This window comes from Halomonas sp. ATBC28, from assembly GCF_005937175.1.
In the GTDB taxonomy this organism is placed as follows: domain Bacteria; phylum Pseudomonadota; class Gammaproteobacteria; order Pseudomonadales; family Halomonadaceae; genus Vreelandella; species Vreelandella titanicae.
The window spans coordinates 1-22,853 of record NZ_VCQL01000033.1 but is presented as its reverse complement, the minus strand read 5'-3'; the positions used below and the strand labels follow the sequence as shown (position 1 = coordinate 22,853).

Here is a 22,853-nt window from a genome sequence, read left to right as displayed (position 1 = left end):
ATGGCATTAACCTGGATTGATGCGGTGTTCTTGGCCGTGCTGGCGCTATCAATGCTAGCCGGATTCGTCCGGGGATTTGTTCGCGAGGCATTGGGTTTGGCCGCCTGGGTCGTTGCCTTAATGGTTGCCCGAGTCCTCGCCGAACCGGTGGCCGAACTGATGAGCGGGTTTATCGATAGCTTTGATGCCCGCCTAGTGCTCGCTTTTATACTGGTGATCTTTGCCGTTATTTTGCTTTGCGGCATAGTCATTCGCTTGGTGCATGCGGCGATTGAGTGGGTAGGCATGGGGCTTTTGAACCGTGTGGCGGGGGCCGCTTTTGGTGTTGCTCGTGGGGCGGTTATTTTGCTTATTGCTACCGTGCTGATTACCCTCACACCGCTGGCGGAACTGCAGGCGTGGCAACAAGCCGAGCTGCGACCGACCTTTATTCAACTGCGCGATTGGGCGGTGAGCCAGTTAGATCAGTGGGATCGTGAGCTGCCTGAGGCGCCATCGTCGCTGCGCGACATCTCTCTACCTGAACTGCGTCTGCCTAGTGCGACGGAGCGTGAGGTTATCCCGGCAGGTGATTGACCTGCTACTGAAGTCGATTCTACGAACGTTCGGGCTTTCTTAGGTATGTGACTTAGGTAAGCCATGGCATTAAGCGAGGTAACGTGAATGTGCGGTATAGTGGGCCTTCTGGGCAAGCAGGCGGTAAATCAGGGAATCTACGATGCCCTGACCGTACTTCAGCATCGTGGCCAGGACGCTGCCGGCATGATGACATGGAGCGAGGGACGCTTCCTACTGCGCAAGAGTAACGGCTTGGTACGTGATGTATTTCACACCCGTCATATGGCCCGTCTAAAAGGTAACCTAGGCATTGGTCACGTGCGTTACCCGACGGCAGGCTCTTCAAGTGAAGCTGAGTCACAGCCGTTCTATGTTAACTCTCCTTACGGCATTGCGCTGGCGCATAACGGCAACCTGACCAACTCTGAGCAGTTGAAGCAGGAGCTGTTCTCTACCGATCTGCGTCACATCAACACCAGCTCCGATTCTGAAGTGCTGCTCAACGTCTTCGCTCACGAGCTGGGCAAGCAGGGTTTGCACCTGGAAGCGGAAGATATCTTCGACGCCGTGCGTCGCGTTCACCGTCGCTGCAAGGGTGGTTATGCCGCTGTCGCGATTATTAACGGCTTTGGCATGGTGGCATTTCGTGACCCCTTCGGTATTCGCCCTGTGGTGTTTGGTACCCGCGAAGAGGAGAACGGGCAGGCGGTGATGATCGCCTCCGAATCCGTCGCCTTGGATGTGGGTGGTTTTGAACTGGAGCGTGACCTATCGCCTGGCGAAGCCATCTTTGTCGACATCGAAGGCAATATTCACACCCAGGTATGTGCTGACCGCCCCGAGCTACGTTCGTGTATCTTTGAGCACGTTTATCTAGCGCGTCCCGATTCACTGTTGGACGGCGCCTATGTTTACGGCACCCGGATGCAGATGGGGCGTAAGCTGGGGGATCGCATTCTCAACGAGTGGCCGGATCACGATATTGACGTGGTCATCCCGATCCCTGATACATCGCGTACCTCCGCCCTTGAAATGGCGCAGCACCTCGGGGTGACCTACCGCGAAGGATTCATGAAGAACCGCTATATTGGCCGTACCTTTATTATGCCGGGGCAAACTCAGCGTAAAAAATCGGTACGCCAAAAGCTCAATGCTATTGACGTTGAGTTTAAAGGCAAAAACGTTTTGCTGGTGGACGACTCCATTGTGCGCGGCACGACCTGTAAGCAGATCATTCAAATGGCCCGCGATGCCGGGGCACGCAAGGTCTATTTTGCCTCGGCGGCGCCCCCGGTACGTTTCCCCAACGTGTATGGCATCGATATGCCTGCAGCGTCTGAGCTGATTGCTCATGGCCGCAGCGAAGAGGAAGTAGGGGATTTGATTGGCGCTGACCGTATCTTCTATCAAAACCTAGAGGATCTAAAAGCGGCCTGCCGCGAAGTGAACCCGGAAATGGAAGAGTTTGATTGCTCGGTGTTTGACGGCAATTACGTGACTGGTGATATCGACGACGCCTACCTGGCCGCCTTGGAAGCTAGCCGTAATGATTCCGCCAAGGATCAAAGTGCCGGTGATCATGCCCTGGTCGATATGCACAATCAGGACGATGACCTGGACGATTAGGAGAGAAGTCTTATGCATGATGATAATCATCAGGAAGACGGTCACCAGGATGAGTGGTCATTAGAGACGCTGGCTATCCGTGCGGGCCATCAGCGCACCTTCGAGCAAGAACACTCGGAGCCTATTTTTCCGACCTCAAGCTTTGTCTACGAAAGCGCTGCAGAAGCGGCGCGTAAATTTGGTGGGCAGGAGCCGGGCAACGTCTACTCGCGCTTTACCAACCCGACAGTGCATACCTTTGAGCGCCGCCTGGCGGCCCTTGAAGGTGGCGAGCGTTGTGTGGCCACCAGCTCGGGTATGTCCGCTATTCTCTCCACTGCGCTGGCACTGCTTTCCGCAGGGGACGAGATTGTGGCCTCCCGGTCGCTATTTGGCTCGACGGTTAGTCTGTTCGATAAGTATCTAGGTAAGCTGGGTATTACCACGCGCTATGTGGAACTTTCCAGCGTTGCTGCCTGGGAAGCGGCGATTACTCCCAAAACGCGGCTACTGTTTGCCGAAACGCCCTCAAATCCACTGTCAGAAATTGCCGATATTTCGGCCCTGTCTGCGTTGGCAAAACGTCACGATGCGCTACTGGCGATAGATAACTGCTTCCTTACCCCGGCACTTCAGCAGCCCTTGGCGTTAGGTGCTGACTTGGTTATTCACTCAGCGACCAAGTATTTGGACGGCCAAGGCCGTGCAGTTGGTGGTGCCGTGGTAGGTAGTCATGCGCTGCTTGAGGAAGTGTTCGGCGTGGTGCGCACCTGCGGGCCTTGCTTGAGCCCCTTCAACGCGTGGATTTTTACCAAGGGCCTGGAAACCCTGTCGCTGCGTATGAAAGCTCACTGTGAAAACGCCTTGACCCTGGCGCGTTGGCTGGATGCCCACTCGGCGGTTAAGCATGTGTTTTATAGCGGCCTGGAGAATCATCCTCAGCACGATTTGGCTAAACAGCAGCAGAAAGGGTTTGGCGCGGTGCTGGGTTTTGAAGTGAAAGGAGGACAAGAGGGTGCGTGGCAGGTGATCGATGCAACCCGAATGCTTTCGATAACAGGGAATTTGGGTGACGTTAAATCCACTATTACTCATCCGGCCACCACTACCCATGGGCGTTTGTCTGATGCTCAGAAAGAAGCGGCGGGTATTGCGCCAGGGCTGATCCGCGTGGCGGTAGGGCTTGAGAGTCAGCAGGATATCCAGCGCGATCTTGCTCGTGGCTTGGATGTTCTGGCTGGCTAATTGATGTTAAGCAATCCTACACAGTCACGAAAACCCACCTTTGAAGGTGGGTTTTCGTAGTTTTGAAACCTAATGGGTCATATGCTGTGCAAACAAAGCCCCCTTATTTGTTTCAAGAAGCGTTGCGGTGAGGCAGGTCTGACAGCGCAACCTGATCTTCATTGCTGGAAGAGTGATTGATGTGAGAGCTCGGAGCAACAACGGTGTTGTTCTTTGCATCGCCGTTGACCAAAGGCAAATCAGCTGGTGTCAGGTGCACGCTGTCAGTGCTGTAATTCGCTGAAGAGCTAGGCTGAATAATCTGGTTAAGCTCGCCAGATCCCTGTTCAGCTAGAACGGCAGTAGAAGTCAATGTCATGGCAATAGCGGTGATAAGGGTCATTTTTTTCATGATTGGCGCTCTCTAATAGAAAGTTTATGTACCGTTTTTCGGTCATTGCTGGATGTCCTTTAGGACATACATTAATAGTAAGCGTGCAAACAAAATTATAAAATTGGTTATATTTGCTTTTTTTGTTCGATTTTATAGAATGGATTGGCTTTGTCTTTTTAGAAAGACGAACTGCGTAAAAATTGTTACCTGGTTATTCAATGGTTTTTACGAATGAAATATCCTGCTTTTTTCAGCGGTTTTTATTAGCTTCTAGCGGTAAGGTTCTGGGCGTGGACGAATAGCGTAATCCAAGATCTGATAAGCGCGTTGGCTAAGTTGAAGCAGCCATAGATAAAATGAGGAATAGCACAATGTGGCGTAACAGTCGCAACGGTTGGGGATTGATTAGTATTCTGTTTCATTGGCTAAGCGCGCTGGCCATTATTGGTCTGTTTGCACTGGGCTGGTGGATGACTGACCTGGGCTATTATGACCCTTGGTATAATCAGGGGCCGTGGGTACACCGCTCGATTGGCATCTTGCTATTGTTTGCTACCTTTGCGCGTTTGGTATGGCGCTTCGTACAGCCGACGCCCTACGCCGAGGGGAGTCGATTAGAAACTATTGCTGCCCATCTCGGTCATATTGCGCTCTATGTGCTTCTAATAGTCGTTATGGTGAGCGGTTATTTAATTTCTACTGCTGATGGACGTGGTATTAGTGTGTTTGGTTGGTTTGAGGTGCCGGCGTTGCTATATGACTTGCCCAATCAGGCAAGCCAGGCGGGCACCGTACACTGGTACAGCGCCCTGGCGTTGATGATCCTGGCAGCGGGCCACGCCCTTGCTGCTGTTAAGCACCATTGGTTAGGTCGGCATAAAACCTTGGTACGCATGTTAAACCCAGCGCATAGCCAAGCTGGCAATTAAAACGCACCAAGTTAATGACGTTGTCTGTATACACGTTTTTCTAAACACTGCGGGTAAGATAATTGACTGCCCGCGGTGCCTATTAAGTAAAGCAAGGAGCAATTCAATATGTTCAAGAAGACAGCATTTGCATCCGCGATCGCCGCTGTAGCGCTGGTACCTTTGAGCCAAGCGCAGGCAGCTGATTATCAGATTGATACCGAAGGTCAGCACGCTTTTGTCCAGTTTAAAATTTCACATCTGGGCTTCTCCTACATTCTCGGCAGCTTTGAAGAGTTCGATGGTCAGTTTGCCTATGATCCTGAAGATCTCGACGCGTCTTCTGCTGAAATCGAAGTGCAGGTTGATAGCCTGACCAGCAATCACGCCGAGCGTGATCGCCATATCTTGAGCGAAGATTTCCTTAATGCCGGTGAGTTCCCTACCGCCACATTTAGCTCCACAGGCTTTGAATCAACGGGTGAAAATGAAGGCGTCTTGACTGGTGATCTGACCCTGCATGGCGAAACCCAAGAGATTGAAATGCCGGTTACACTGATGGGTGAGGGTGATGACCCTTGGGGTAACTACCGTGCTGGTTTCGAAGGCAGCACTACGCTGACGTTGAGTGATTACGGAATCGACATGAGCGATTTTCCAGAATCCATGCATGAGCTTGAGCTGTACGTCACGTTTGAAGGTATTCGTCAGTAAAGAGTACTTTTAGTTAAGCGCCATCACTCCGCGAGGGGTGGTGGCGTTTTTGCGTTTAAGGCGAATAAAAGGAGAGTTGGCTTGGCAATTGTGATGCAGCAACGCGAGTTGGCGATAACCCTATGGCGGCAAACCTGGCCAATGGCCATCGGGGTGTTGGCGCTATTGGGTTTTCAACTTGTTGATAGCGCCTTTATTGCCCGTTTGGGTACCGCACAGCTAGCGGCGCAGTCGTTCACCTTTCCGCTGTCATTTCTGATTATCGGCATTCAAGTGGGTATGGGTATCGCCATTGCGGCACTTATTTCCCGGGCGCTCGGCGCAGGGGAAGGGGAGCGAGCGAGGCGCTTGAGCAGCCTGGTATTAATGGCAGGTGGCGGAGTGATTGGTCTGTTGGCGTTTGCCTTGTGGGTGTTCCATGTGCCCGTTTTTCAGCTCCTTGGCGCCGATGAAACGACGCTTTCCTATATCCATATTTACTGGGGGCCGCAACTGTTGTCCGCCTGGCTGGGAGCACTGCTCTATTTCAGCTACAGCATTTTCCGTGCCCATGGCGATACCCGTTTACCAGGTAAAATGATGGTTCTCAGTAGTGTTGTGAACCTGGTGCTCGATCCACTACTGATTTTTGGTGTCGGCGATTGGGAGGGTTGGGGATTGCCCGGTGCTGCCTGGGCAACTGCAATTGCCTTCTCAGTGGGTCTGTTGGTCACTACACGTAAACTGCTCAAACGCCAGTGGGCATCGCAGCAAGGCCTATGGCTAGAGGCGAGGCAGTCGTGGCGACCGTTTACTGGCATTGCCGCCCCTGCGATGGTCAGCCAACTGATGCCGCCCTTGGCTGCGATGCTGGCAATCTCAGTGGTGGCGGGTCTGGGTGAAAGTGAAGTAGCGGCCTGGGGGTTGGCGAGCCGTTTGGAAACGCTTTCCCTGATGGTTATTCTGGCTATGACCATGTCGCTACCGCCGTGGTTAGGACGCTGCTATGGTGCCGGAGATTGGGGGCAAATTCAGCAGCTTATGCGTTTGGCGGTAAAGGTCGCGCTGGTTTGGCAGCTTAGTCTGGGAGTGCTACTGGCCCTGGGGGCTCCCTGGCTAGCCATGGCCTTAGCAGGCAATCCAGAGGTACAAAACGAGCTGACCCTGCTGATTCGCTTTCTGCTGCCAAGCTACGCAGCGCTGGGCGTTTGTATGTTAGTGGTTTCGGCGGGCAATGCTCTAGGTTGGCCGCTGCGAGCGATGCTGCTATCCAGCGCACGGCTGTTTATCTGCTATTTGCCCTGCCTGTGGTTAGGTTCACAGTTCTTCGGTTGGTGGGGGCTGGCGGCGGGCGCCGCCGTAGGCAACCTGCTGGCAGGCTTGATGGCGTGGCAAGTCATGCGGCGCATTCTTTCCCGCCCGCATCGGCAGGCGGGATTCGTTAATTAACGCAGGCGCCCAGCTTCCTGAAAGGAGAAGTAGATAAACAGCAGCGCCATCCCTAAGTAGCCCATCACGAACTCTGGGGCAGCATTGAATGACAGTTCGGGGGCGTGCATCAGCCCAACGAAGGAAAAGCCCGCGGCAATGGCAGCGAAGGCGGCCGCGCGTCGGAACTGGTGATCAATCACCGATACCGTCATAGCGCCCAACAGAATGGCCATAAACATAGCCCCTTGGCCCATCACCACAATGGCACTGGATATATCGGTGACGACCTCACCAGCCCCGCGGTTAAAGCGCGTCATCACGTAGTTGGCGAAGTAGGGTAGCATGGCCAACGCCACGGCAGGATAGTAGCGTGTGTCGTTGGACTGAAACGCGGTGGCAATCATCGACATACCGACAAAGACCAAAATCGGTGCGACCACTGAAACGGGAATGATTGCGGCTAGGGCAGCGATTAAGCCGAACATGGTAGCCAGCGCATATACCGCGCCGTTGAGCAGGCTGTAGCCCCGGCCTGCGCCCATCCACTTGGCCCCTACGGTGGCAATATAGACCGTGGTAGGAAAGACGCCGCCAAACAGCGCGCCAATCATGGTGCCTGCGCCATCAACCGCCTGACACTCCCGCACATCGTACTTATCGCCTGCGGCCTCCATCGCCTCGACGTTGTTCATCGTCTCAATGGCGTTATAGAGCGTAATCGGCAGCACCACGGTGAGTACCGCCAGCATACTGGTCAGCAGTAATCCCAGCCCTTCAAACCAGGCTAGGTTGGGAAGTAATGGATAAAAGCCCAAGTGCGTGAACGCATCGCTAAAGCGCTCGGTGCCGGCGTCGCCAATTAAATAGGCCATGGCGGTACCGACGATAATGGCGAATAGTGAGGTGGGGAGTTTAAACGGCATACTCACTCGTGCGACCAGCCCAACAATAATGATCGCTAGCACCAGTAGACCAATAATCGGCATTTCCAGCGTTTTGAACAGCATTTCACCGGCGATAAACGTCAGTGCGACACCCGCAACGGCGCCCAGCATGGCAGCGCGCGGTAGGTGGTACTGCACCCAGCGGCCAATTATGCTGATTGCGGCTTCGATGGCGCCGCTGATAAAGCAGGCGGCGACGGCTACTTTCCAGGCCATTTCTGCATCACCGGTGAGCTGTTTGGCGGGTAGCAGTACGCCGAATAGAAACACAAACATAACCGGCGTTGAGATACCGTAAGAGAGCGCCGTTACATCGGCACGGTTCTCCTTGCGGGCCAGTCTTGCCGCGCTCCAGGCATAGTAGAAATTACCGACCATTACCGCTACTGCCGCGCCTGGCAGCACCTGCCCATAGACAATGGAAGAGGGGAATCCCATGCCCAGCATGGTGATGGCAATAATGACAAAGTTGGCAATATTGTTTTGGAACAGGGCGAAGAACGCGTCGGTGTCTTCTTTTTTGTACCAGGGGTAGTGGGTGCTGGCAGCCGCCATGTTAGGCCTCTTGATTATGGTGTGTTGTATACAAGGCAACGCTGAGTGTGCCGAAGTGTTGACTAATCGGTCAAGTATTCAGCACACAAAAACGCCCAGGTAGGCCTGGGCGTTTGTAGTGCGGCAATGCTTGCTAGCTAGTCGTTGACAGCGGCAATCGCTTTGGCCAGGTAGGGCAGGTTCTCATGGGAGAAGCCCGCTACGTTAGCGCGACCCGAGCGTACCATGTAGATGCCAAACTCATCGCGCAACCGATCTACCTGTTCCGGCGTTAAGCCTGTGTAGGAGAACATACCGCGCTGTTCAGCTACGCAGGCGTACTTCTCGTCCAGGCCATAGGGTTTCAGTGCTTCAACGAAATCGCGACGCAGAGTATTGATACGGTCACGCATTTCGGTGAGCTCTTCACGCCATAGCGCAGTCAGCTCTGGATCGTGGAGGATCTCACTGACGATAGAGCCGCCGTGTGCAGGCGGGTTTGAGTAGTTTTCCCGTGCCACGATCGCGACCTGTGAGCGAATGTTGTCCATCTGCTCGCTGTCTTTTGCCACCATGATCAAGCAGCCGGTACGCTCACAATAAATACCGAAGTTCTTGGAGCAGGAGCTGGTGATGATCGCTTCGTCGAGGTTTTCCGCCAGTAAGCGAACGCCGTAAGCATCCTCGTCCAGCCCTTCGCCAAAGCCCTGATAGGCAAAGTCGATCAGCGGCAGCAGCTTGCGCTCACGGACGATCTCTAATACTTCTTGCCACTGGTCGTGGGAAAGGTCAAACCCGGTCGGGTTATGGCAGCAGGCGTGGAGTACGACTACATCGCCTTCTGGAATGCTTTTTAGCGCTGTACGCATACCGTCGAAGTCGAGACGGTTGTCGGGGTCAACGTAGGGGTACTTGTGCAGCTCAATACCCGCGGCGGTAAAAATACCGTGGTGGTTGGGCCATGTTGGGTCGCTTACCCAGATACCTTTGCCCGGCAACTGAGTGGAAATGAAGTCGGCTGCTAGGCGCAGGGCGCCGGTGCCGCCAGGCGACTGGGTAGCGCTGGCACGGTTGGCTTTGAGTACCGGTGACTCAGCGCCAAATACCATGGGAAGTACTACTTCACCATAGCTGGGCGCGCCGTGAGAACCGATATAGGTTTTCGTCGTTTCATTCTTGAGCAGGCGAGCTTCTGCTTCCTTAACGGCGCGCATTACCGGCGTATTGCCTTGGGTATCGCGGTAAACACCAACACCTAAATCCACCTTTTGCGGATTGGTATCTTTCTTGAAAGCTTCGATCAGCCCGAGAATGGCATCTCCTGGGACTCGCTCAATATGCTCAAACATTTATTCGGCTACCTCGTCGGTTCTGGCGGCAAGAATGAAGTCATTAAGATGCAGGCCTTTAATAGCGTGAGACCACCACGTGACGGTGGCTTTGCCCCACTCGGTCACGATAACGGGGTGATGGCCAGCCTGCTCTGCAATATCGCCAACGCCTTGGGTAAATGCCAATGCGCTGGCAAAGTCACGGAATTTAAAACTTCGCGACAGCTTCATGATGCCATCGTGCTCGACAATCTGCCACTGGCTGAGGCTTTTTAGCCGCTCTTGGGCTTCATCTTTACTTAAAGGTTGAACATCTTTGCTGCACGGTTCACAAATGGCGTCGGCTAGCCTTGTCATTGTTTGGCTCCTGCAATTGAGTATGCTTTATCAGCGTAGATGGCAAACGCAGTCACGACCAACGTCTTTGGCGCTATACAGCGCCTGGTCGGCCCGCTCGATCAGACTCGTGAGGGGTTCGCCACAGCGATATTCGGCAACCCCAATACTCAGCGTCACTTGGCCTGGCCCCATACCGAAGTCGCGTACACTGATAGCCTGGCGTAAGCGGTCGGCAAGTGCATGGCATTGCTGCAGCGGAGTAAGCGGCAGCACGACCATAAACTCTTCTCCTCCCAACCGAGCCACCATGTCTTCGCAACGCAGCAGCGACTGGGCGTAGGTTGCCAACTGTTTAAGCACATCATCCCCGTGCAGATGTCCCCAACGATCATTAAGCCGCTTAAAGTGATCAATATCGATCATCATGATGGAGAGCGGTGTGCCGTGGCGGGCGCTAAGCGATGCAACATGGGTTAAGTGCATCATGAGCTTGCGTCGATTGGGGAGTTGAGTCAGGGGGTCTGTATCGCATAGTTTGCGCAGCCGCTGCTCTTCGCTGACTTGATCGCTAATATCCATCATTATGCCGTTCCACTGCACGCCATCGACGACGGGCTTGGGTTTGGCGCTAACCGCAATCCAGTGTGGTTTGTCTTGTGGAAACGGTAGCCTAAAGCGTGTGGTGAGAGGCAACATCCAGCGGGCTGAGCGTTCGATAGCGGACATTATCTTGGGGTGGTCGTTGCCGGTCAGTTGCTCAACTAGCTGCCCTGCATTTTCGGCGAGCAGTTCCCGGTCAATATGTTTGAGAGCCACGCCGCCGCCCTCCAAGTAGGGGAACCGCATATGACCATTGCGCGCGCGATGAAACTGAAAGATAACGCCTGGTATGTGGGGTACGAGGTGGTCTGCACTGACTCGCTCTGGTGCGTCTATATCATTCACGGGCATGCGTGAATCTCCAAACATATGCCAATTTAAATTCGATCGTGAAGATTAGCCCTAAATACGTAATCAGGATGTAAGCCATTGCAGACAAAATGGCTATTATCTATATTTTTTTAGAATATATATGTTCTATTTATATATATTCGATTGCATTATAAGCAATAGACAAGGTGTTATTGGCATTTAGTGGTAAAATTAATTACTTTTTTGCATATTAAAAAACTTTTTTATTCCTGGGGTGGATTCTTGGAAGCAGGACGAGAGCAAACGGCTCAGCCATACGGCTTGGTAAGTCTAGTGGGCGCGGGCCCTGGCGACCCGGAGTTATTGACGCTAAAAGCGTATAAGCGACTGCAGTCCGCTGAAGTGGTGCTGTACGACCGCTTGGTTAGCGGTGAAATAGTCGCCTTTATACCGCCACAGGCGCAGCGATTTTATGTGGGTAAAGCACGCTCTCTGCACAGCGTCCCTCAAGAGGGGATTAATCAAGCGCTTGTAAAGTGGGCTCAGCAGGGTAAGCGTGTCGTGCGCCTTAAAGGTGGTGATCCGTTTATTTTTGGCCGGGGCGGAGAGGAGCTTGAGGCGCTGGTGGCAGCACAAGTGAGCGTGGAAGTCATCCCAGGGGTGACGGCGGCATCAGGCTGCGCGGCGTATGCGGGCATTCCTTTGACCCATCGCGACCATGCCCAGTCGGTGCGTTTCATCACCGGGCATTTACAGCAGGGGGAGTGTGAGCTTGATTGGGATGCGTTAGCGCGGCCTGGGCAAACCTTGGTGTTTTATATGGGGCTGGGCACCGTAAAGGTGATCAGCCAGGCGCTGGTTAAGCATGGTTTAGCGCCAGACACACCGCTGGCGCTGATTGAACAGGGCACGACCCGCCGACAGCGTACCCATGTGGGGACGTTATCTGGATTACCAGATACTTTCTTGGCGGGCCACATTAAACCGCCTACGCTGCTAATAGTGGGCAGCGTAGTGTCACTGCATACCACACTGGATTGGTTTGATGCGCTGAGCGGAGAGGCCTCTGGTTTTCATGAGGGAAAGCATCCTCCTTCTGGCTAAAATAATAATCGTTCCTACATGTCTGGTAACGCAGTAGCAACATTTGTACACGATTTTGCAAACAGACTGGCTAGATACAGTGAGCTGTGTATGCTGAAGGGGGAGAGCATTCACGGTTAGCGCATTACCTATGTACTTGATCATCGCGCAACTGATTGTTGTTAGCTTGGACAAACGTTAGCTAAGACCATAGAGGAACGCATAATGTCGGAAGCAAACCACTCGGATCACCAGTCGCCTGCCAACAAGCCAGAACCGGCTAAAAAGTCGGACATGAAAACCCTCTTTCAAGATAACCGGGTAAAAGCGATTGCTGGTATCGCCGCCATTGCCGTTATCTGGGCCATTATGGCGCAGTCTAATGCAGGTTCTCGCCAGGATCGTGTCGATAGCTTAGAAGAGCAGCTCGCCAGCGCTGAGCAGGAAAATAGCCAAATGAGCCAGCGCATTAGCGAAATTGAGGAAGCTGAAACCAATTTAGCCGCGCTGCAAGAGGAGATGGCGTCCCTTGAGGCTCAACAGCAAGAGGCCAGCTCGTCGCTTGAGAGTGCCCAAGGCAATGTCAGCGATGTGCAGTCGCGTTTAGAAGAGCTTGAGTCCGAGCGCGATGCGCTGGAAGAAGAAATTGCCTCTCTTAATGAGCAGGTAGAGAGCGCTGAAAGCGAGATGACTGCGTTGCGCGAAGAGCGTGATCAAATCACCAGCACTCGGGATGAGGCGGAAAGTGCCCTCCAGCAAGTAGAAGAAGCGCGTTCTAGTGCTGAAGAAGCCCGCCAGGAGGCTGAGGCTGCCCGTCAGGAAGCGGAGCAGCAGCGTCAGCAAGCGATCGAAGAGCTGGGCAATACCGAAGATGAGTTGTCCTCGCTGGAAGATCAGATTAGCCAGTCAAATGAACAGCTAAGTGGCTTAGAAGAGGAAATTTCGAGTGTCCAGAGCGAGCTTGGTGAGCTAAAAAATGAGCGTGACTCACTCACCAGCGAACGCGATGAGCTGCAAAGTGATGTTGATTCGCTAACGGCGCTGCGCGAAGAAGAAGAGCAGAGCTTGAGTCAGGTGCGCAGTGAGCTGGATGACGTCATGGTTGCCCTGGATATTGGGCGTGAAGAAGTGGCCAGCGTTGAGAGTGATATCGAAAAGCGTGAAAGCCAGCTAGAGCGTTTAGAGAGCCAGTTAAGTGAATGGCGCGATGAGCTGTCGACGTTAGACAGCCGTTTGGCCGATGCAGAAGAGTCAGCGGGTGAGGCTGCATCATCTTCCCCGAGCAGCTCTTCTGATAGCTCTTCTGATAGCTCTTCTGATAGCTCGTCGAATGGGGGCTCGTCAGATGGGAACTCTTCAAGTGAGAGTGCCAATGACAGCGATGGTGGCAGTGAAGAGTCGCAGCAAAACGCTGGCTAATAAGTGGCGGGATAGTAATGCTGTAACGCACCTTTCGCGTTAGAAAAGTAAGGGCGGATGTCGGGGAACCGGCATCCGCCCACTTGTTGTTGGTTTATGATTTTGGCTGTGAGGCGTATCATTCACTCAACGTTAATTCAGTTATTAAGAGCTTAAAACGAGGAGTGCCATTGAATGGATGGGGTTAAACATATTATTGCAGTGGCATCGGGCAAGGGAGGCGTGGGAAAATCCACCGTCACCGTGAATTTGGCATTAGCGCTGGCAGCACAGGGCTATCGCGTGGGTGTCCTGGATGCGGATATCTATGGACCCAGCCAGGCACAAATGCTCGGTGTTAAAGAGGGTACGCGCCCCCAGGCGGCAAGTAATGACAAATTCCTTCCGCTCCAGGCCCATGGCATTCAGGCCATGTCGATGGCATTTATGGTCAATACCCGTGAGCCAATGGTGTGGCGCGGGCCGATGGTAGTGGGCGCGTTTCAGCAGATGCTGACGCAAACCCAATGGGATAATCTCGATTTTCTATTGATCGACATGCCCCCAGGTACTGGCGATATCCAACTGACCCTGGCCCAGAAAGTGCCGGTGGCAGGGGCGGTGATTGTGACCACCCCACAGGATATTGCGCTGTTAGATGCCCGTAAAGGGATCGAAATGTTCCGCAAGGTCAACGTGCCGGTGCTTGGCGTGGTGGAAAATATGAGCCTCTACCACTGCGAAAATTGCGGCCATGAAGCGGCTATTTTCGGCACAGGTGGTGGCGATAACATCGCCCAGGAGTACGATACCCAAGTACTTGGACGCCTGCCGCTGACGCTCTCCATCCGAGAGCTGACAGATTCGGGACGCCCGAGTGTGGTATCCGAACCTGACGGGGCGGTGAGTCAAACCTTTGCGACTATTGCCCAAAAAGTCGCTGAAGCGGTTAGCGCGAACCAAGGCGACGGCCCAACTATTTCCTTTAGTGAGTGATAACGACATAAATGAGTATCAAATCTGATAATTGGATTCGTCGCATGGCCAAAAGCGACGCGATGATTGAGCCGTTTGAAGCCGAGCAAGTGCGCTACGTGAACGAACAGCGCGTGATTTCCTACGGTACCTCAAGCTACGGTTACGATGTGCGCTGCTCAGACGAATTCAAAGTCTTCACCAATATTCACTCAGCGATTGTTGATCCCAAAGCGTTTGACGCGAACAGCTTCGTCGATATTAAAGGCGATGTCTGTATTATTCCGCCGAACTCTTTTGCGCTGGCGCGCACGGTGGAGTATTTCCGTATTCCCCGTAACGTGCTGACTATTTGCCTGGGGAAATCCACTTACGCGCGCTGTGGCATTATTGTCAACGTGACGCCGCTGGAGCCCGAGTGGGAGGGGCACGTTACGCTGGAATTCTCTAACACCACCAACCTGCCGGCAAAAATCTATGCTCATGAGGGCGTCGCCCAGATGTTGTTCTTAGAGTCCGACGAAGTATGCGAAACCTCGTATAAAGACCGGGGCGGAAAGTATATGGGGCAGCGTGGGGTAACCTTGCCGCGTACCTAGTTATACGAAGTACATTGCTACAAAAAAGCGCCTTACGGCAAAAACGTAAGGCGCTTTTCAATGCTTATGATGACGTTTTCATGCTAATCCTGCGACTCTTCGTCGAGCTCCTCATCAAGCTCTTCTGCAGCATCAGCGTGGGAAAGCCGCATACCGTGTTCCGGTAGCAGATGACCGTCCATTTTGGCGCCTTCGGCACTGAACTGCAGCCTGCCTTCCAAAAACCACTGCACTGCAATCGGGTAGATTAGGTGTTCCCGGGAGCGAACCTTCTCTTGCAGTGTTTCAGCCGTGTCGTCCGCGTTGACCAGCAGCTCCGCTTGCAGTACCACTGGGCCACCGTCTAGCTCTTCGGTGACGAAGTGAACGCTACAGCCGTGGCTGGCAACACCGTCTGCCAGGGCGCGGGCGTGAGTGTTGAGCCCTTGGTAGTCTGGCAGCAATGAAGGATGGATATTCAGCATACGGCCCAGGAAGCGCTGCACAAAGCGAGGCGTCAAAATGCGCATAAAGCCCGCCAGTACAATCAGATCCGGCTCGTGACGCTCAATGACTTTGATCAAGGCGCCGTCGTAGGCTTCGCGACTATCATACTCCCTGTGGGGGAGGGCAACCGCTTCAATGCCCGCTTCGTGTGCGCGTTTCAAACCATAGGCGTCAGCAATATTGGAAATCACTGCGACAATCTCACCGCCGCCTAAGCGGTCGTGGGACTGAGCATCAATCAGCGCCTGAAGATTGCTACCGCTGCCAGAGATAAGCACGACAATGCGGCGTGCACCGAGAGGCTCTGGTGTTACGTCTTTAATGGTATCGCTCTGGTAGTCCGTATTGGTCATGCCGAGAGGTTCTCCAAAATAACGGCGTCCCCTTGGCGTTCAACGATCTGCCCTAGACGATAAACGGATTCGCCTTCGGCTTCCAGGTGAGCCATTGCCTGTTTTGCTTGATGCTGCGGCACCACAACGACCATCCCAATACCGCAATTGAGCACGCGGTGCATTTCAGTTTCATTCACGTTTCCATTGGCCTGTAGCCAATCAAACACGGCTGGTCGCTGCCAACTGGCAATATCAATATGCGCAGCGAGGTTGTCCGGCAGTACGCGAGGAATGTTTTCAAGCAAACCGCCACCGGTGATGTGTGATAACGCATGCACGGCAATCTCGCTACCGCGCATCAAGGAGAGCAGTGATTTGACATAGATGCGGGTGGGGGCCATCAGCGCATCGCCAAGGGTTTTACCGGCGATGTCGGTCTCTAGCGAAGCGTCGCTGACCTCAAGGATTTTACGAATCAATGAGTAGCCGTTGGAGTGTGGCCCGGATGAGGCAAGCCCCAATATGACGTCGCCTTCGGCCACTTTGCTGCCATCTAAAATATCTGCTTTTTCAACCACGCCCACGCAAAAGCCCGCTAAATCGTAGTCGCTGCCTTCGTACATACCCGGCATTTCGGCGGTTTCGCCGCCTACCAGGGCGCAGCCAGCCAATTCGCAACCAGCGCCAATGCCGGTGACAACGTCAGCAGCAATATCCACATCGAGCTTACCCGTGGCATAGTAGTCAAGAAATAGCAGCGGTTCGGCGCCAGCCACGATAAGGTCGTTGACACACATGGCGACCAAATCAATACCAATGGTGTCGTGCTTGCCAAGATCCATTGCCAGGCGCAGCTTGGTGCCGACGCCATCGGTACCTGAGACGAGCACGGGCTGCCGATAGCCTGCGGGGATCTCGCATAGCGCGCCAAAGCCGCCAAGCCCGCCCATGACTTCGGGGCGAGTCGTGCGTTTGGCAACGTGTTTAATGCGGTCAACAAGGGCGTTACCGGCATCGATATCGACGCCTGCATCCTTATAGCTGAGGGAAGGAGTAGCCGAAGAAGAAGAGGTCTCGGTCATGACAGATCCTGTGAAGCAAATAGCGGTGCTGGTAGTGCTGGCGAATTGGCCAGTGCTGGGCTTAACTTTGGCGGATTGTAACACTCAGCGACGCTGGCCGCACCGCCGTCGCGCAGGATGAAAAGCAGACGCGCGACTTTCGTTCATTTGCGGCATAGTAGTGGCGGATGAAAGTTAGTAGTGGCGAGTGAAAGTTAGTAGTGATAAGTAAAGTGTGTCGTGATCAGTGCCATAGTAACGATAAGTGATATTTAGCGGATTAAATCCACGTTTGAGAGGGAACTATGCGGAATTCTTGGTGGGGCGTCCTATTTTTGGTGGTAATAGGCGGTTTAATTTATTTGTTAGACGCGGCGCTGATGCCTTTTATTGCTGGGATGATTCTCGCTTACTTAGCTGACCCGCTGGCTAACCGTTTCCAGCGCTGGGGCATGAATCGGCCGTTCGCGGTGAGCAGTGTGTTTTTAGTACTGTTGGTCGTCCTCGTGGCGAGCCTGTTGATATTGATCCCGCTGCTTGTTCAGCAGCTTAAACAGCTGGGCGAAGCTATTCCGGGTATCTTCAATTGGGTAGAAAATACGCTTGCTCCTCAGGTACAAGAGTGGACAGGTTATGACTTGACCGCGGAGTTAACCAACGCGCGCGAGACGCTGGTCGAAAACTGGCGCGATGCTGGTGGCTACCTAGCCCAGGCGCTAGGCCAAATTGGCCGCTCCGGTATGGCGTTTGCCTCTTGGATCACCTATGTGGCACTTATTCCTGTGGTGACCTTCTATTTGCTTTTGGACTGGAACCGCCTGCTGACCAATATTGCCAATCTCGTGCCACGCCAGTGGGCGGATGATACCTTCCGGTTGGCGCGTCGCTGTGATGAAGTGTTGTCATCGTTTCTACGCGGCCAGCTGCTGGTAATGCTCTGTTTAGGGATTATTTATGCGGTGGGCTTAACGTTGATGGGGCTCAACTTTGGCCTATTGATCGGCTTTGTGTCCGGACTGGTGAGCATTGTCCCGTTCCTGGGTTTTATTGTCGGCTTGGTGATTGCCCTTGTTGTGGCGCTGTTCCAGTACGCCACCTGGTGGGCGGTGTTAGGCGTTATCCTGGTGTTTAGTATTGGCCAAATGGCCGAGAGTGTGATTCTCCAGCCTAAATTGTTGGGCGATAAGATTGGCCTGCATCCGGTGGCGGTTATCTTCGCCGTGCTGGCGGGGGGGAATCTGTTTGGCCTAACAGGGGTGTTGTTGGCTCTGCCTGTTGCCGCGGTGATTCTAGTGCTGCTAAAAGAAGTAAAAGTTCGCTATCAGCATAGCGAGTTATACGACGAACAAAATACTGATAAACATACGCCAATCATTGAGGTCAGCTCTTCACATAACGATGAGCTGGGCCATCATGATGGACGGGAGTCACCATGAGCCGAGCACCGGCACAGCTTCCCTTGGGAATTGGTCTGCGTGATGACGCGACCTTTGATAATTATTATGTGGCGCGTGCAAATACGCCGCTGGTAGAACACCTTACCCAGCAGCTTACCCCGGAGGGGGAGCAGTTCCTCTATCTGTGGGGCGCGCCAGGGGTAGGGCGTAGCCATCTTTTACAGGCGGCGTGTCATGCGGCGTCCGATGCAGATAAACGAGCACTGTATCTCCCCCTGGATGACTTGGGCCACTTTCCGCCATTAATGCTGGAAGACATCGAGCGCCTGGATCTGGTCGCCATTGATGACCTGGAGTGTGTGATTGGTCGCAAGCGCTGGGAGGAAGCGCTGTTCCATGCTTTTAACCGGCTAAGAGATGCTGGCAAGAAATTAGTGATTGCCGCCAGTGCTTCACCGCGTCAATTAAACGTGGTGCTACCGGATTTGGCTTCGCGCCTGACCTGGGGGGTAACGTTTCATGTTCACCCTTTGGAGGATGACGAAGAGCGTTTGGCAGCGCTAAAGCTGCGCGCCAGTGTGAGAGGGATGCAGCTCCCCGATGATGTTGGGCGCTATATCTTGCATCGTGGCCCCCGCGAGTTAGGTGAGCTGTGTCGCGCGGTGGAGACTCTGGATAAAGCATCGCTCTCAGCCAAGCGCAAGCTTACTATTCCCTTTGTGAAATCCGCCCTCGGTTGGTGAAACGGCTGGTACAGAAATGCTAAAGGCAACGACTAAAACGCCCCTGTCAGCGAGAGCCGACAGGGGCGTTTTATAAAACATGCTTGCTAGCTTACTGTTTCAATAAGCGATTAAGCGGTTAAGCGGTTTTGTTCAACTTGCTAGCAGCGGTTTGCGCCTGCTTAACGTTGTCTTCGGTAATTTTCTGGCTTTTCTGGATAAAGTCCTGCTGCAGAGATACGACTTTATCGGTATCGCCTTTAACACGCTCAGCCAACTCTTTAGCTACTTTTTGCTGGCCTTCCATGTAACTACGCAGGCCCTCTGCGTCTTTTACTTCCATCATTTGGCGCATTTGCGCAATGCCGGTGTTGGCATAAGCTTTGCTGGCGTCCATCTGAGCGTTAATCATTTTTTCGCTGTAATCGATGCTCAGCGCCATGTAAGCGCGTACTGGCGCCATGAACATGTTGTCAAACTGCTGAGTCATTTCGTTAGTATTTAATGTACGCATCGTCATACCCTCCTGGGGTTAGTCTTACCAAAAGCAGCTATCCAGAGGTTGGCGCTGCTTATTTAATTGGGTAGCTTTATTTATAAGCTATCTTGCAGTGCAGCATAGCAACTGTTTTTGTGCAGTGCAACATTTGGTTTTTGGCATTTTAAAGTGCACGGGGCAAGAGCCTGTTTACCCCTATGGTCTAACCAGCTAGCTTGAAGGCAGTGGATGTGGCTTTAGCGAGTGAACGATAGGTCGGCTATGCGCTCAGATAAGCATCACCATTAATCTTACTGATGGGAGAAAGAGCAATGGCAACACGGATGGAACGCGATAGCATGGGCGAGTTGGAAGTGCCTTCTGAGGCTCTTTATGGGGCACAAACCCAGCGGGCAATCAATAACTTCCCTGTCTCTCATTCGCCCATGCCCCCGGCCTTTATTCACGCTGTCACGCGTATCAAGCTAGCGGCAGCCCGGGCTAATCAATCGCTAGGAAGGCTTGATAGTGCGCGGGGGGAAGCGATTCAAAAAGCGGCGCGGGAAGTGTTAACGGGCAAGCATGACCAGCACTTTCCTATCGATGTGTTTCAAACTGGCTCAGGTACCTCCACCAATATGAATGTCAACGAGGTGTTGGCTACATTGGCAAGCCGTGAAGGCGTTGAGGTAACCCCGAACGATCACGTCAATATGGGGCAGTCCAGCAATGATGTGATTCCCACGGCCATTCACCTGTCGGCTGCCATCGCGGTGCACGAATCGTTGCGCCCAGCCCTTGTCCACCTGCGTGACACTATCGACAAGCGGGCCAGTGAGCTGAGCCATGTGGTAAAAACCGGTCGTACTCATCTCATGGACGCCATGCCGCTGCGTATGGATCAAGAGCTGGGTGCTTGGTCTAGCCAACTAGGTCAGGCCATTGAGCGCTTTGATAGTGCCATGAAACGGCTGTGCCGATTAGCTCAAGGTGGCACGGCCGTGGGGACCGGCATTAACGCTCCTATCGGTTTTGCTGATCAGGTCGCCCAAGAGCTGAGCGAACAGACCGGGTTGATGTTTACCCCTAATGACAGCTTCTTTGCCAGCCTCTCGTCTCAGGATGCGGCGGTAGAGCTCTCGGGGCAGTTGAAAGGCTTAGCCTGCGTGATTATGAAAATAGCCAACGACCTGCGCTGGATGAATTCGGGGCCGCTGGCGGGGCTGGGCGAGATTGAGCTCGAGGCGTTACAGCCCGGTAGCTCAATTATGCCTGGGAAGGTTAATCCTGTTATTCCTGAGTCAGCCGCCCAGGCCGCTGCACAGGTTATTGGTCTGGATACCGCGATTACCGTGGCCGGGCAGAGTGGTAACTTTCAACTGAACGTGATGTTGCCGTTGGTGGCTTCCAACTTATTAACGTCTATAAGCTTGATGAGTAATACCGCTCGATTGCTGGCTGATCGTGCGATTGCCACCTTTAAGGTTCGTGAAGATAACCTGGAAGGCCCGCTGGCCAGAAATCCCATTTTGGTAACGGCGCTAAATGGCGTGATTGGCTATAACGCCGCCGCCGCTGTCGCCAAAGAGGCTTACCAGGCGGGGAGGCCAATTATTGATGTGGCGGAGGAGAAAACTGACCTTGACCGGGAGACGCTAGAGCGGCTGCTGGATCCGGTCGCGTTAACGCACGGAGGCATTCCTGAGTAACACGTTTAAGGTCAGCTATCTTTAGGCCAACCGCGTTCAGGTTTCCTGCTTTTCGGTTTTACCTTCCTGAATCGTTTCGCTGGCCTCGCTGCGCTCCTCAGCATCGGCTTCGGGCGTTTCATGCTCATCTTGACGCGAAGGGCGGTAGCAAAAGGTGGCCAGTATCGGGAAGTGGTCGGAGCCGAAGTAACTCAGGCGCTGCATGCCGACTAAGGTGAAGTGTTCGGTCACAAAAATGTGGTCAAGGGGCCAGCGCAACACGGGATATTGGGCGTGGAAGGTGCTGAATAAACCACGTCCCCGGCGTGGGTCGAGCATGCCGCCAACGCGGCAGAAAAGTCGCGTAGTGCGCGACCACGCTACATCGTTCAGATCCCCGGCGACCAACGTTGCTTGGGGATCTTCATGAATTTTCTTGCCGACCAATAGCAGTTCAGCATCCCGCCAAAGGGATTTTTCACTCTCACTGGGGGCCGGTGGACGGGGATGTAACGCGTAAAAGCGAATGCTATCGCCGTTAGCAAGCGTCACTCGGGTGTGAATAGACGGGATGTCGTCCTGAATTAGCCACTCCACCGAGGTGTTAGAGAGCTCCAGGTGCGAGTAAAGGTGCATGCCGTAAAGGTTGTCGAGCGGGATTTTAACGCTGTGCGGCCACTGCTCTGCGAGAGCCGGATCTAACTGATCTTGCCACCACTGGTCTGACTCCAGGGTCAGTACTATGTCGGGCTGATGCTGTTTAATCATATCGATCAGCGCTTGGGCCTGCCGGTTAGGGGTCAGTACGTTAGCGATCAGCAGCGTGATCATTTTATCTGAATCGTTACTCTTCGCCGCCTTGACCTGCACCGGCCACAGCGGTGTCCAGGGCAGAATATAGTAGACTTGAAACAGTAAAGTGATGCCTGAGGCGAGCAGGGCTACCCATAGCCAAGGGCCAGGCTCAACGAAGATAGCGGCTAATAGCCAAGTGATTAAAGCTAGGCAAGCGATCTGCAGGCGTGGAAATTCAAAACTGCGGATCCACCACCAGTGTAAATGTATTCTTGCAATCAGCGTCGCCAATAACAGTACGATCGCTATGCTTCCTAGCAAAATACCCAGCATGGTTTATCTCCCTATAGAACACCCAGCACCTTGAAGCGCTAAGCCTAGCGCTAGAAGGTCACAGGTGTCGAATTGAGCCTCTATTCGTAATGGGTTTAAGGCTGGCGGGAGAGGGCGCGCAATGGAAAAGAACTTGCAATTCAGTGATAAGAGCGTAAGATATGCATCCGTTGCAAGGCGCGCGGCTATCCAATAGCCTATCTCAGAAAGTGCAATAGAACAGATAGCGCAATAGAACCATAGCTCAGTTGGTTAGAGCGCCACGTTGACATCGTGGAGGTCGGCGGTTCAAATCCGCCTGGTTCTACCAGCCTTATGCCACACCTCTTTTCAGGACCATAGCTCAGTTGGTTAGAGCGCCACGTTGACATCGTGGAGGTCGGCGGTTCAAATCCGCCTGGTCCTACCAGCTTTTATCAGAAACGCCCCAGGCAGTGATGCTTGGGGCGTTTTTGTGTGGGTGTTATATGGCGTTTTTTATTTTGTAGACTATAGCTTTTAACGGGTAAGCGGATTAAATGGTTGATCTTACCTTTGCATGAGAGTGAGACAGACCGGCATCTCATCGGATTATCTGGTTGATGCTTCACCTACTGCTGGTGCATGTTTCCTTCGCTAATTCCAGCAAGA

The 22,853-nt window shown here is 53.4% G+C and carries 23 protein-coding genes and 2 tRNA genes; 16 read left to right on the top strand and 9 right to left on the bottom strand.

What is annotated here, in order from left to right:
• The 3 genes from E0L35_RS23730 to E0L35_RS23720 all read left to right on the top strand — a co-directional run bounded on the left by E0L35_RS23730 (position 1) and on the right by E0L35_RS23720 (position 3,408).
• Complete coding sequence (locus E0L35_RS23730; protein WP_009286953.1) at positions 1-576, top strand: CvpA family protein; 576 nt, start codon at positions 1-3, stop codon at positions 574-576.
• Positions 577-663: 87 nt separating this feature from the next.
• A complete protein-coding gene (gene purF, locus E0L35_RS23725) occupies positions 664-2,184 on the top strand; it encodes an amidophosphoribosyltransferase (protein ID WP_009286952.1) in 1,521 nt (506 codons plus the stop codon).
• A 12-nt stretch (positions 2,185-2,196) separates the two neighbouring features.
• The gene (locus E0L35_RS23720; protein WP_041158508.1) at positions 2,197-3,408 is read left to right on the top strand and encodes an O-succinylhomoserine sulfhydrylase; all 1,212 of its coding nucleotides are present in this window, start codon (positions 2,197-2,199) and stop codon (positions 3,406-3,408) included.
• 112 nt (positions 3,409-3,520) lie between these two features.
• Here E0L35_RS23720 and E0L35_RS23715 read toward each other — a convergent pair whose 3' ends face one another.
• The gene (locus E0L35_RS23715; protein ID WP_022523225.1) at positions 3,521-3,799 is read right to left on the bottom strand and encodes a hypothetical protein; all 279 of its coding nucleotides are present in this window, start codon (positions 3,797-3,799) and stop codon (positions 3,521-3,523) included.
• 353 nt (positions 3,800-4,152) lie between these two features.
• On the opposite strand from E0L35_RS23715, the gene E0L35_RS23710 reads away from it, so the two are divergent.
• The 3 genes from E0L35_RS23710 (at position 4,153) to E0L35_RS23700 (ending at position 6,831) form a co-directional block, all read left to right on the top strand.
• Positions 4,153-4,710: a cytochrome b gene (locus tag E0L35_RS23710; RefSeq protein WP_022523226.1), complete on the top strand. Its 558-nt coding sequence runs from the start codon at positions 4,153-4,155 to the stop codon at positions 4,708-4,710.
• A gap of 108 nt (positions 4,711-4,818) precedes the next feature.
• Positions 4,819-5,403, top strand: coding sequence for a YceI family protein (locus E0L35_RS23705; protein ID WP_022523227.1), 585 nt, complete (start codon positions 4,819-4,821; stop codon positions 5,401-5,403).
• An 81-nt stretch (positions 5,404-5,484) separates the two neighbouring features.
• Positions 5,485-6,831: an MATE family efflux transporter gene (locus E0L35_RS23700; protein WP_022523228.1), complete on the top strand. Its 1,347-nt coding sequence runs from the start codon at positions 5,485-5,487 to the stop codon at positions 6,829-6,831.
• On the opposite strand, the gene E0L35_RS23695 is transcribed toward E0L35_RS23700, so the two are convergent.
• The 4 genes from E0L35_RS23695 to E0L35_RS23680 all read right to left on the bottom strand — a co-directional run bounded on the left by E0L35_RS23695 (position 6,828) and on the right by E0L35_RS23680 (position 10,912).
• Positions 6,828-8,312 (bottom strand): NCS2 family permease, encoded by a 1,485-nt coding sequence (locus tag E0L35_RS23695; RefSeq protein ID WP_138801595.1) that lies wholly within the window; start codon positions 8,310-8,312, stop codon positions 6,828-6,830. The two genes, E0L35_RS23700 and E0L35_RS23695, sit on opposite strands and share 4 nt — an antisense overlap.
• Positions 8,313-8,449: 137 nt before the next feature.
• Entirely contained in the window at positions 8,450-9,640 is a 1,191-nt protein-coding gene (locus E0L35_RS23690; protein WP_138801594.1) for an amino acid aminotransferase, read from the bottom strand.
• Positions 9,641-9,979, bottom strand: a complete 339-nt coding sequence (locus E0L35_RS23685; protein ID WP_138801593.1) for a 4a-hydroxytetrahydrobiopterin dehydratase — start codon at positions 9,977-9,979, stop codon at positions 9,641-9,643. It lies immediately after the preceding gene.
• A gap of 30 nt (positions 9,980-10,009) precedes the next feature.
• Positions 10,010-10,912, bottom strand: coding sequence for a GGDEF domain-containing protein (locus E0L35_RS23680; protein WP_022523231.1), 903 nt, complete (start codon positions 10,910-10,912; stop codon positions 10,010-10,012).
• A 243-nt stretch (positions 10,913-11,155) separates the two neighbouring features.
• Between E0L35_RS23680 and cobA the strand changes: the two genes are divergently transcribed.
• The 4 genes from cobA (at position 11,156) to dcd (ending at position 14,928) form a co-directional block, all read left to right on the top strand.
• Positions 11,156-11,977 carry a uroporphyrinogen-III C-methyltransferase gene (cobA, locus tag E0L35_RS23675; RefSeq protein ID WP_051430467.1) on the top strand — a complete coding sequence of 274 codons (822 nt, stop codon included), beginning with the start codon at positions 11,156-11,158 and terminating at the stop codon, positions 11,975-11,977.
• A gap of 204 nt (positions 11,978-12,181) precedes the next feature.
• A complete protein-coding gene (locus E0L35_RS23670; RefSeq protein WP_138801592.1) occupies positions 12,182-13,375 on the top strand; it encodes a kinesin in 1,194 nt (397 codons plus the stop codon).
• A gap of 174 nt (positions 13,376-13,549) precedes the next feature.
• On the top strand, positions 13,550-14,350 hold the full coding sequence (apbC, locus tag E0L35_RS23665; protein WP_138801591.1) for an iron-sulfur cluster carrier protein ApbC: 801 nt from the start codon (positions 13,550-13,552) through the stop codon (positions 14,348-14,350).
• Between the two features lie 11 nt (positions 14,351-14,361).
• Entirely contained in the window at positions 14,362-14,928 is a 567-nt protein-coding gene (gene dcd / locus E0L35_RS23660) for a dCTP deaminase (RefSeq protein ID WP_009286944.1), read from the top strand.
• 83 nt (positions 14,929-15,011) lie between these two features.
• Here the strand turns inward: dcd and purN are convergent, their stop codons facing one another.
• Positions 15,012-15,767 (bottom strand): phosphoribosylglycinamide formyltransferase, encoded by a 756-nt coding sequence (purN, locus tag E0L35_RS23655; protein ID WP_009286943.1) that lies wholly within the window; start codon positions 15,765-15,767, stop codon positions 15,012-15,014.
• On the bottom strand, positions 15,764-16,831 hold the full coding sequence (gene purM / locus E0L35_RS23650) for a phosphoribosylformylglycinamidine cyclo-ligase (protein ID WP_027957471.1): 1,068 nt from the start codon (positions 16,829-16,831) through the stop codon (positions 15,764-15,766). The genes purN and purM overlap by 4 nt, the downstream gene beginning before the upstream one ends.
• Between purM and E0L35_RS26910 the strand changes: the two genes are divergently transcribed.
• The 3 genes from E0L35_RS26910 (at position 16,830) to hda (ending at position 18,950) form a co-directional block, all read left to right on the top strand.
• The gene (locus tag E0L35_RS26910; RefSeq protein ID WP_255200381.1) at positions 16,830-16,952 is read left to right on the top strand and encodes a hypothetical protein; all 123 of its coding nucleotides are present in this window, start codon (positions 16,830-16,832) and stop codon (positions 16,950-16,952) included. The genes purM and E0L35_RS26910 overlap by 2 nt on opposite strands.
• A gap of 163 nt (positions 16,953-17,115) precedes the next feature.
• A complete protein-coding gene (locus tag E0L35_RS23645; protein ID WP_009286941.1) occupies positions 17,116-18,246 on the top strand; it encodes an AI-2E family transporter in 1,131 nt (376 codons plus the stop codon).
• The gene (gene hda / locus E0L35_RS23640) at positions 18,243-18,950 is read left to right on the top strand and encodes a DnaA regulatory inactivator Hda (RefSeq protein WP_009286940.1); all 708 of its coding nucleotides are present in this window, start codon (positions 18,243-18,245) and stop codon (positions 18,948-18,950) included. The genes E0L35_RS23645 and hda overlap by 4 nt, the downstream gene beginning before the upstream one ends.
• 118 nt (positions 18,951-19,068) lie before the next feature.
• Here hda and E0L35_RS23635 read toward each other — a convergent pair whose 3' ends face one another.
• On the bottom strand, positions 19,069-19,443 hold the full coding sequence (locus tag E0L35_RS23635) for a phasin family protein (RefSeq protein ID WP_138801590.1): 375 nt from the start codon (positions 19,441-19,443) through the stop codon (positions 19,069-19,071).
• Positions 19,444-19,739: 296 nt separating this feature from the next.
• On the opposite strand from E0L35_RS23635, the gene E0L35_RS23630 reads away from it, so the two are divergent.
• Complete coding sequence (locus E0L35_RS23630) at positions 19,740-21,116, top strand: class II fumarate hydratase (RefSeq protein ID WP_138801589.1); 1,377 nt, start codon at positions 19,740-19,742, stop codon at positions 21,114-21,116.
• A gap of 36 nt (positions 21,117-21,152) precedes the next feature.
• Here the strand turns inward: E0L35_RS23630 and E0L35_RS23625 are convergent, their stop codons facing one another.
• Entirely contained in the window at positions 21,153-22,223 is a 1,071-nt protein-coding gene (locus E0L35_RS23625) for an endonuclease/exonuclease/phosphatase family protein (RefSeq protein WP_138801588.1), read from the bottom strand.
• Positions 22,224-22,456: 233 nt separating this feature from the next.
• Here E0L35_RS23625 and E0L35_RS23620 point away from each other — a divergent pair.
• Together E0L35_RS23620 and E0L35_RS23615 are read left to right on the top strand one after the other, a co-directional pair.
• Positions 22,457-22,533: transfer RNA gene (locus tag E0L35_RS23620), tRNA-Val, on the top strand.
• 22 nt (positions 22,534-22,555) lie between these two features.
• Positions 22,556-22,632, top strand: a tRNA-Val gene (locus tag E0L35_RS23615).
• The last annotated feature ends 221 nt before the right edge of the window (positions 22,633-22,853 follow it).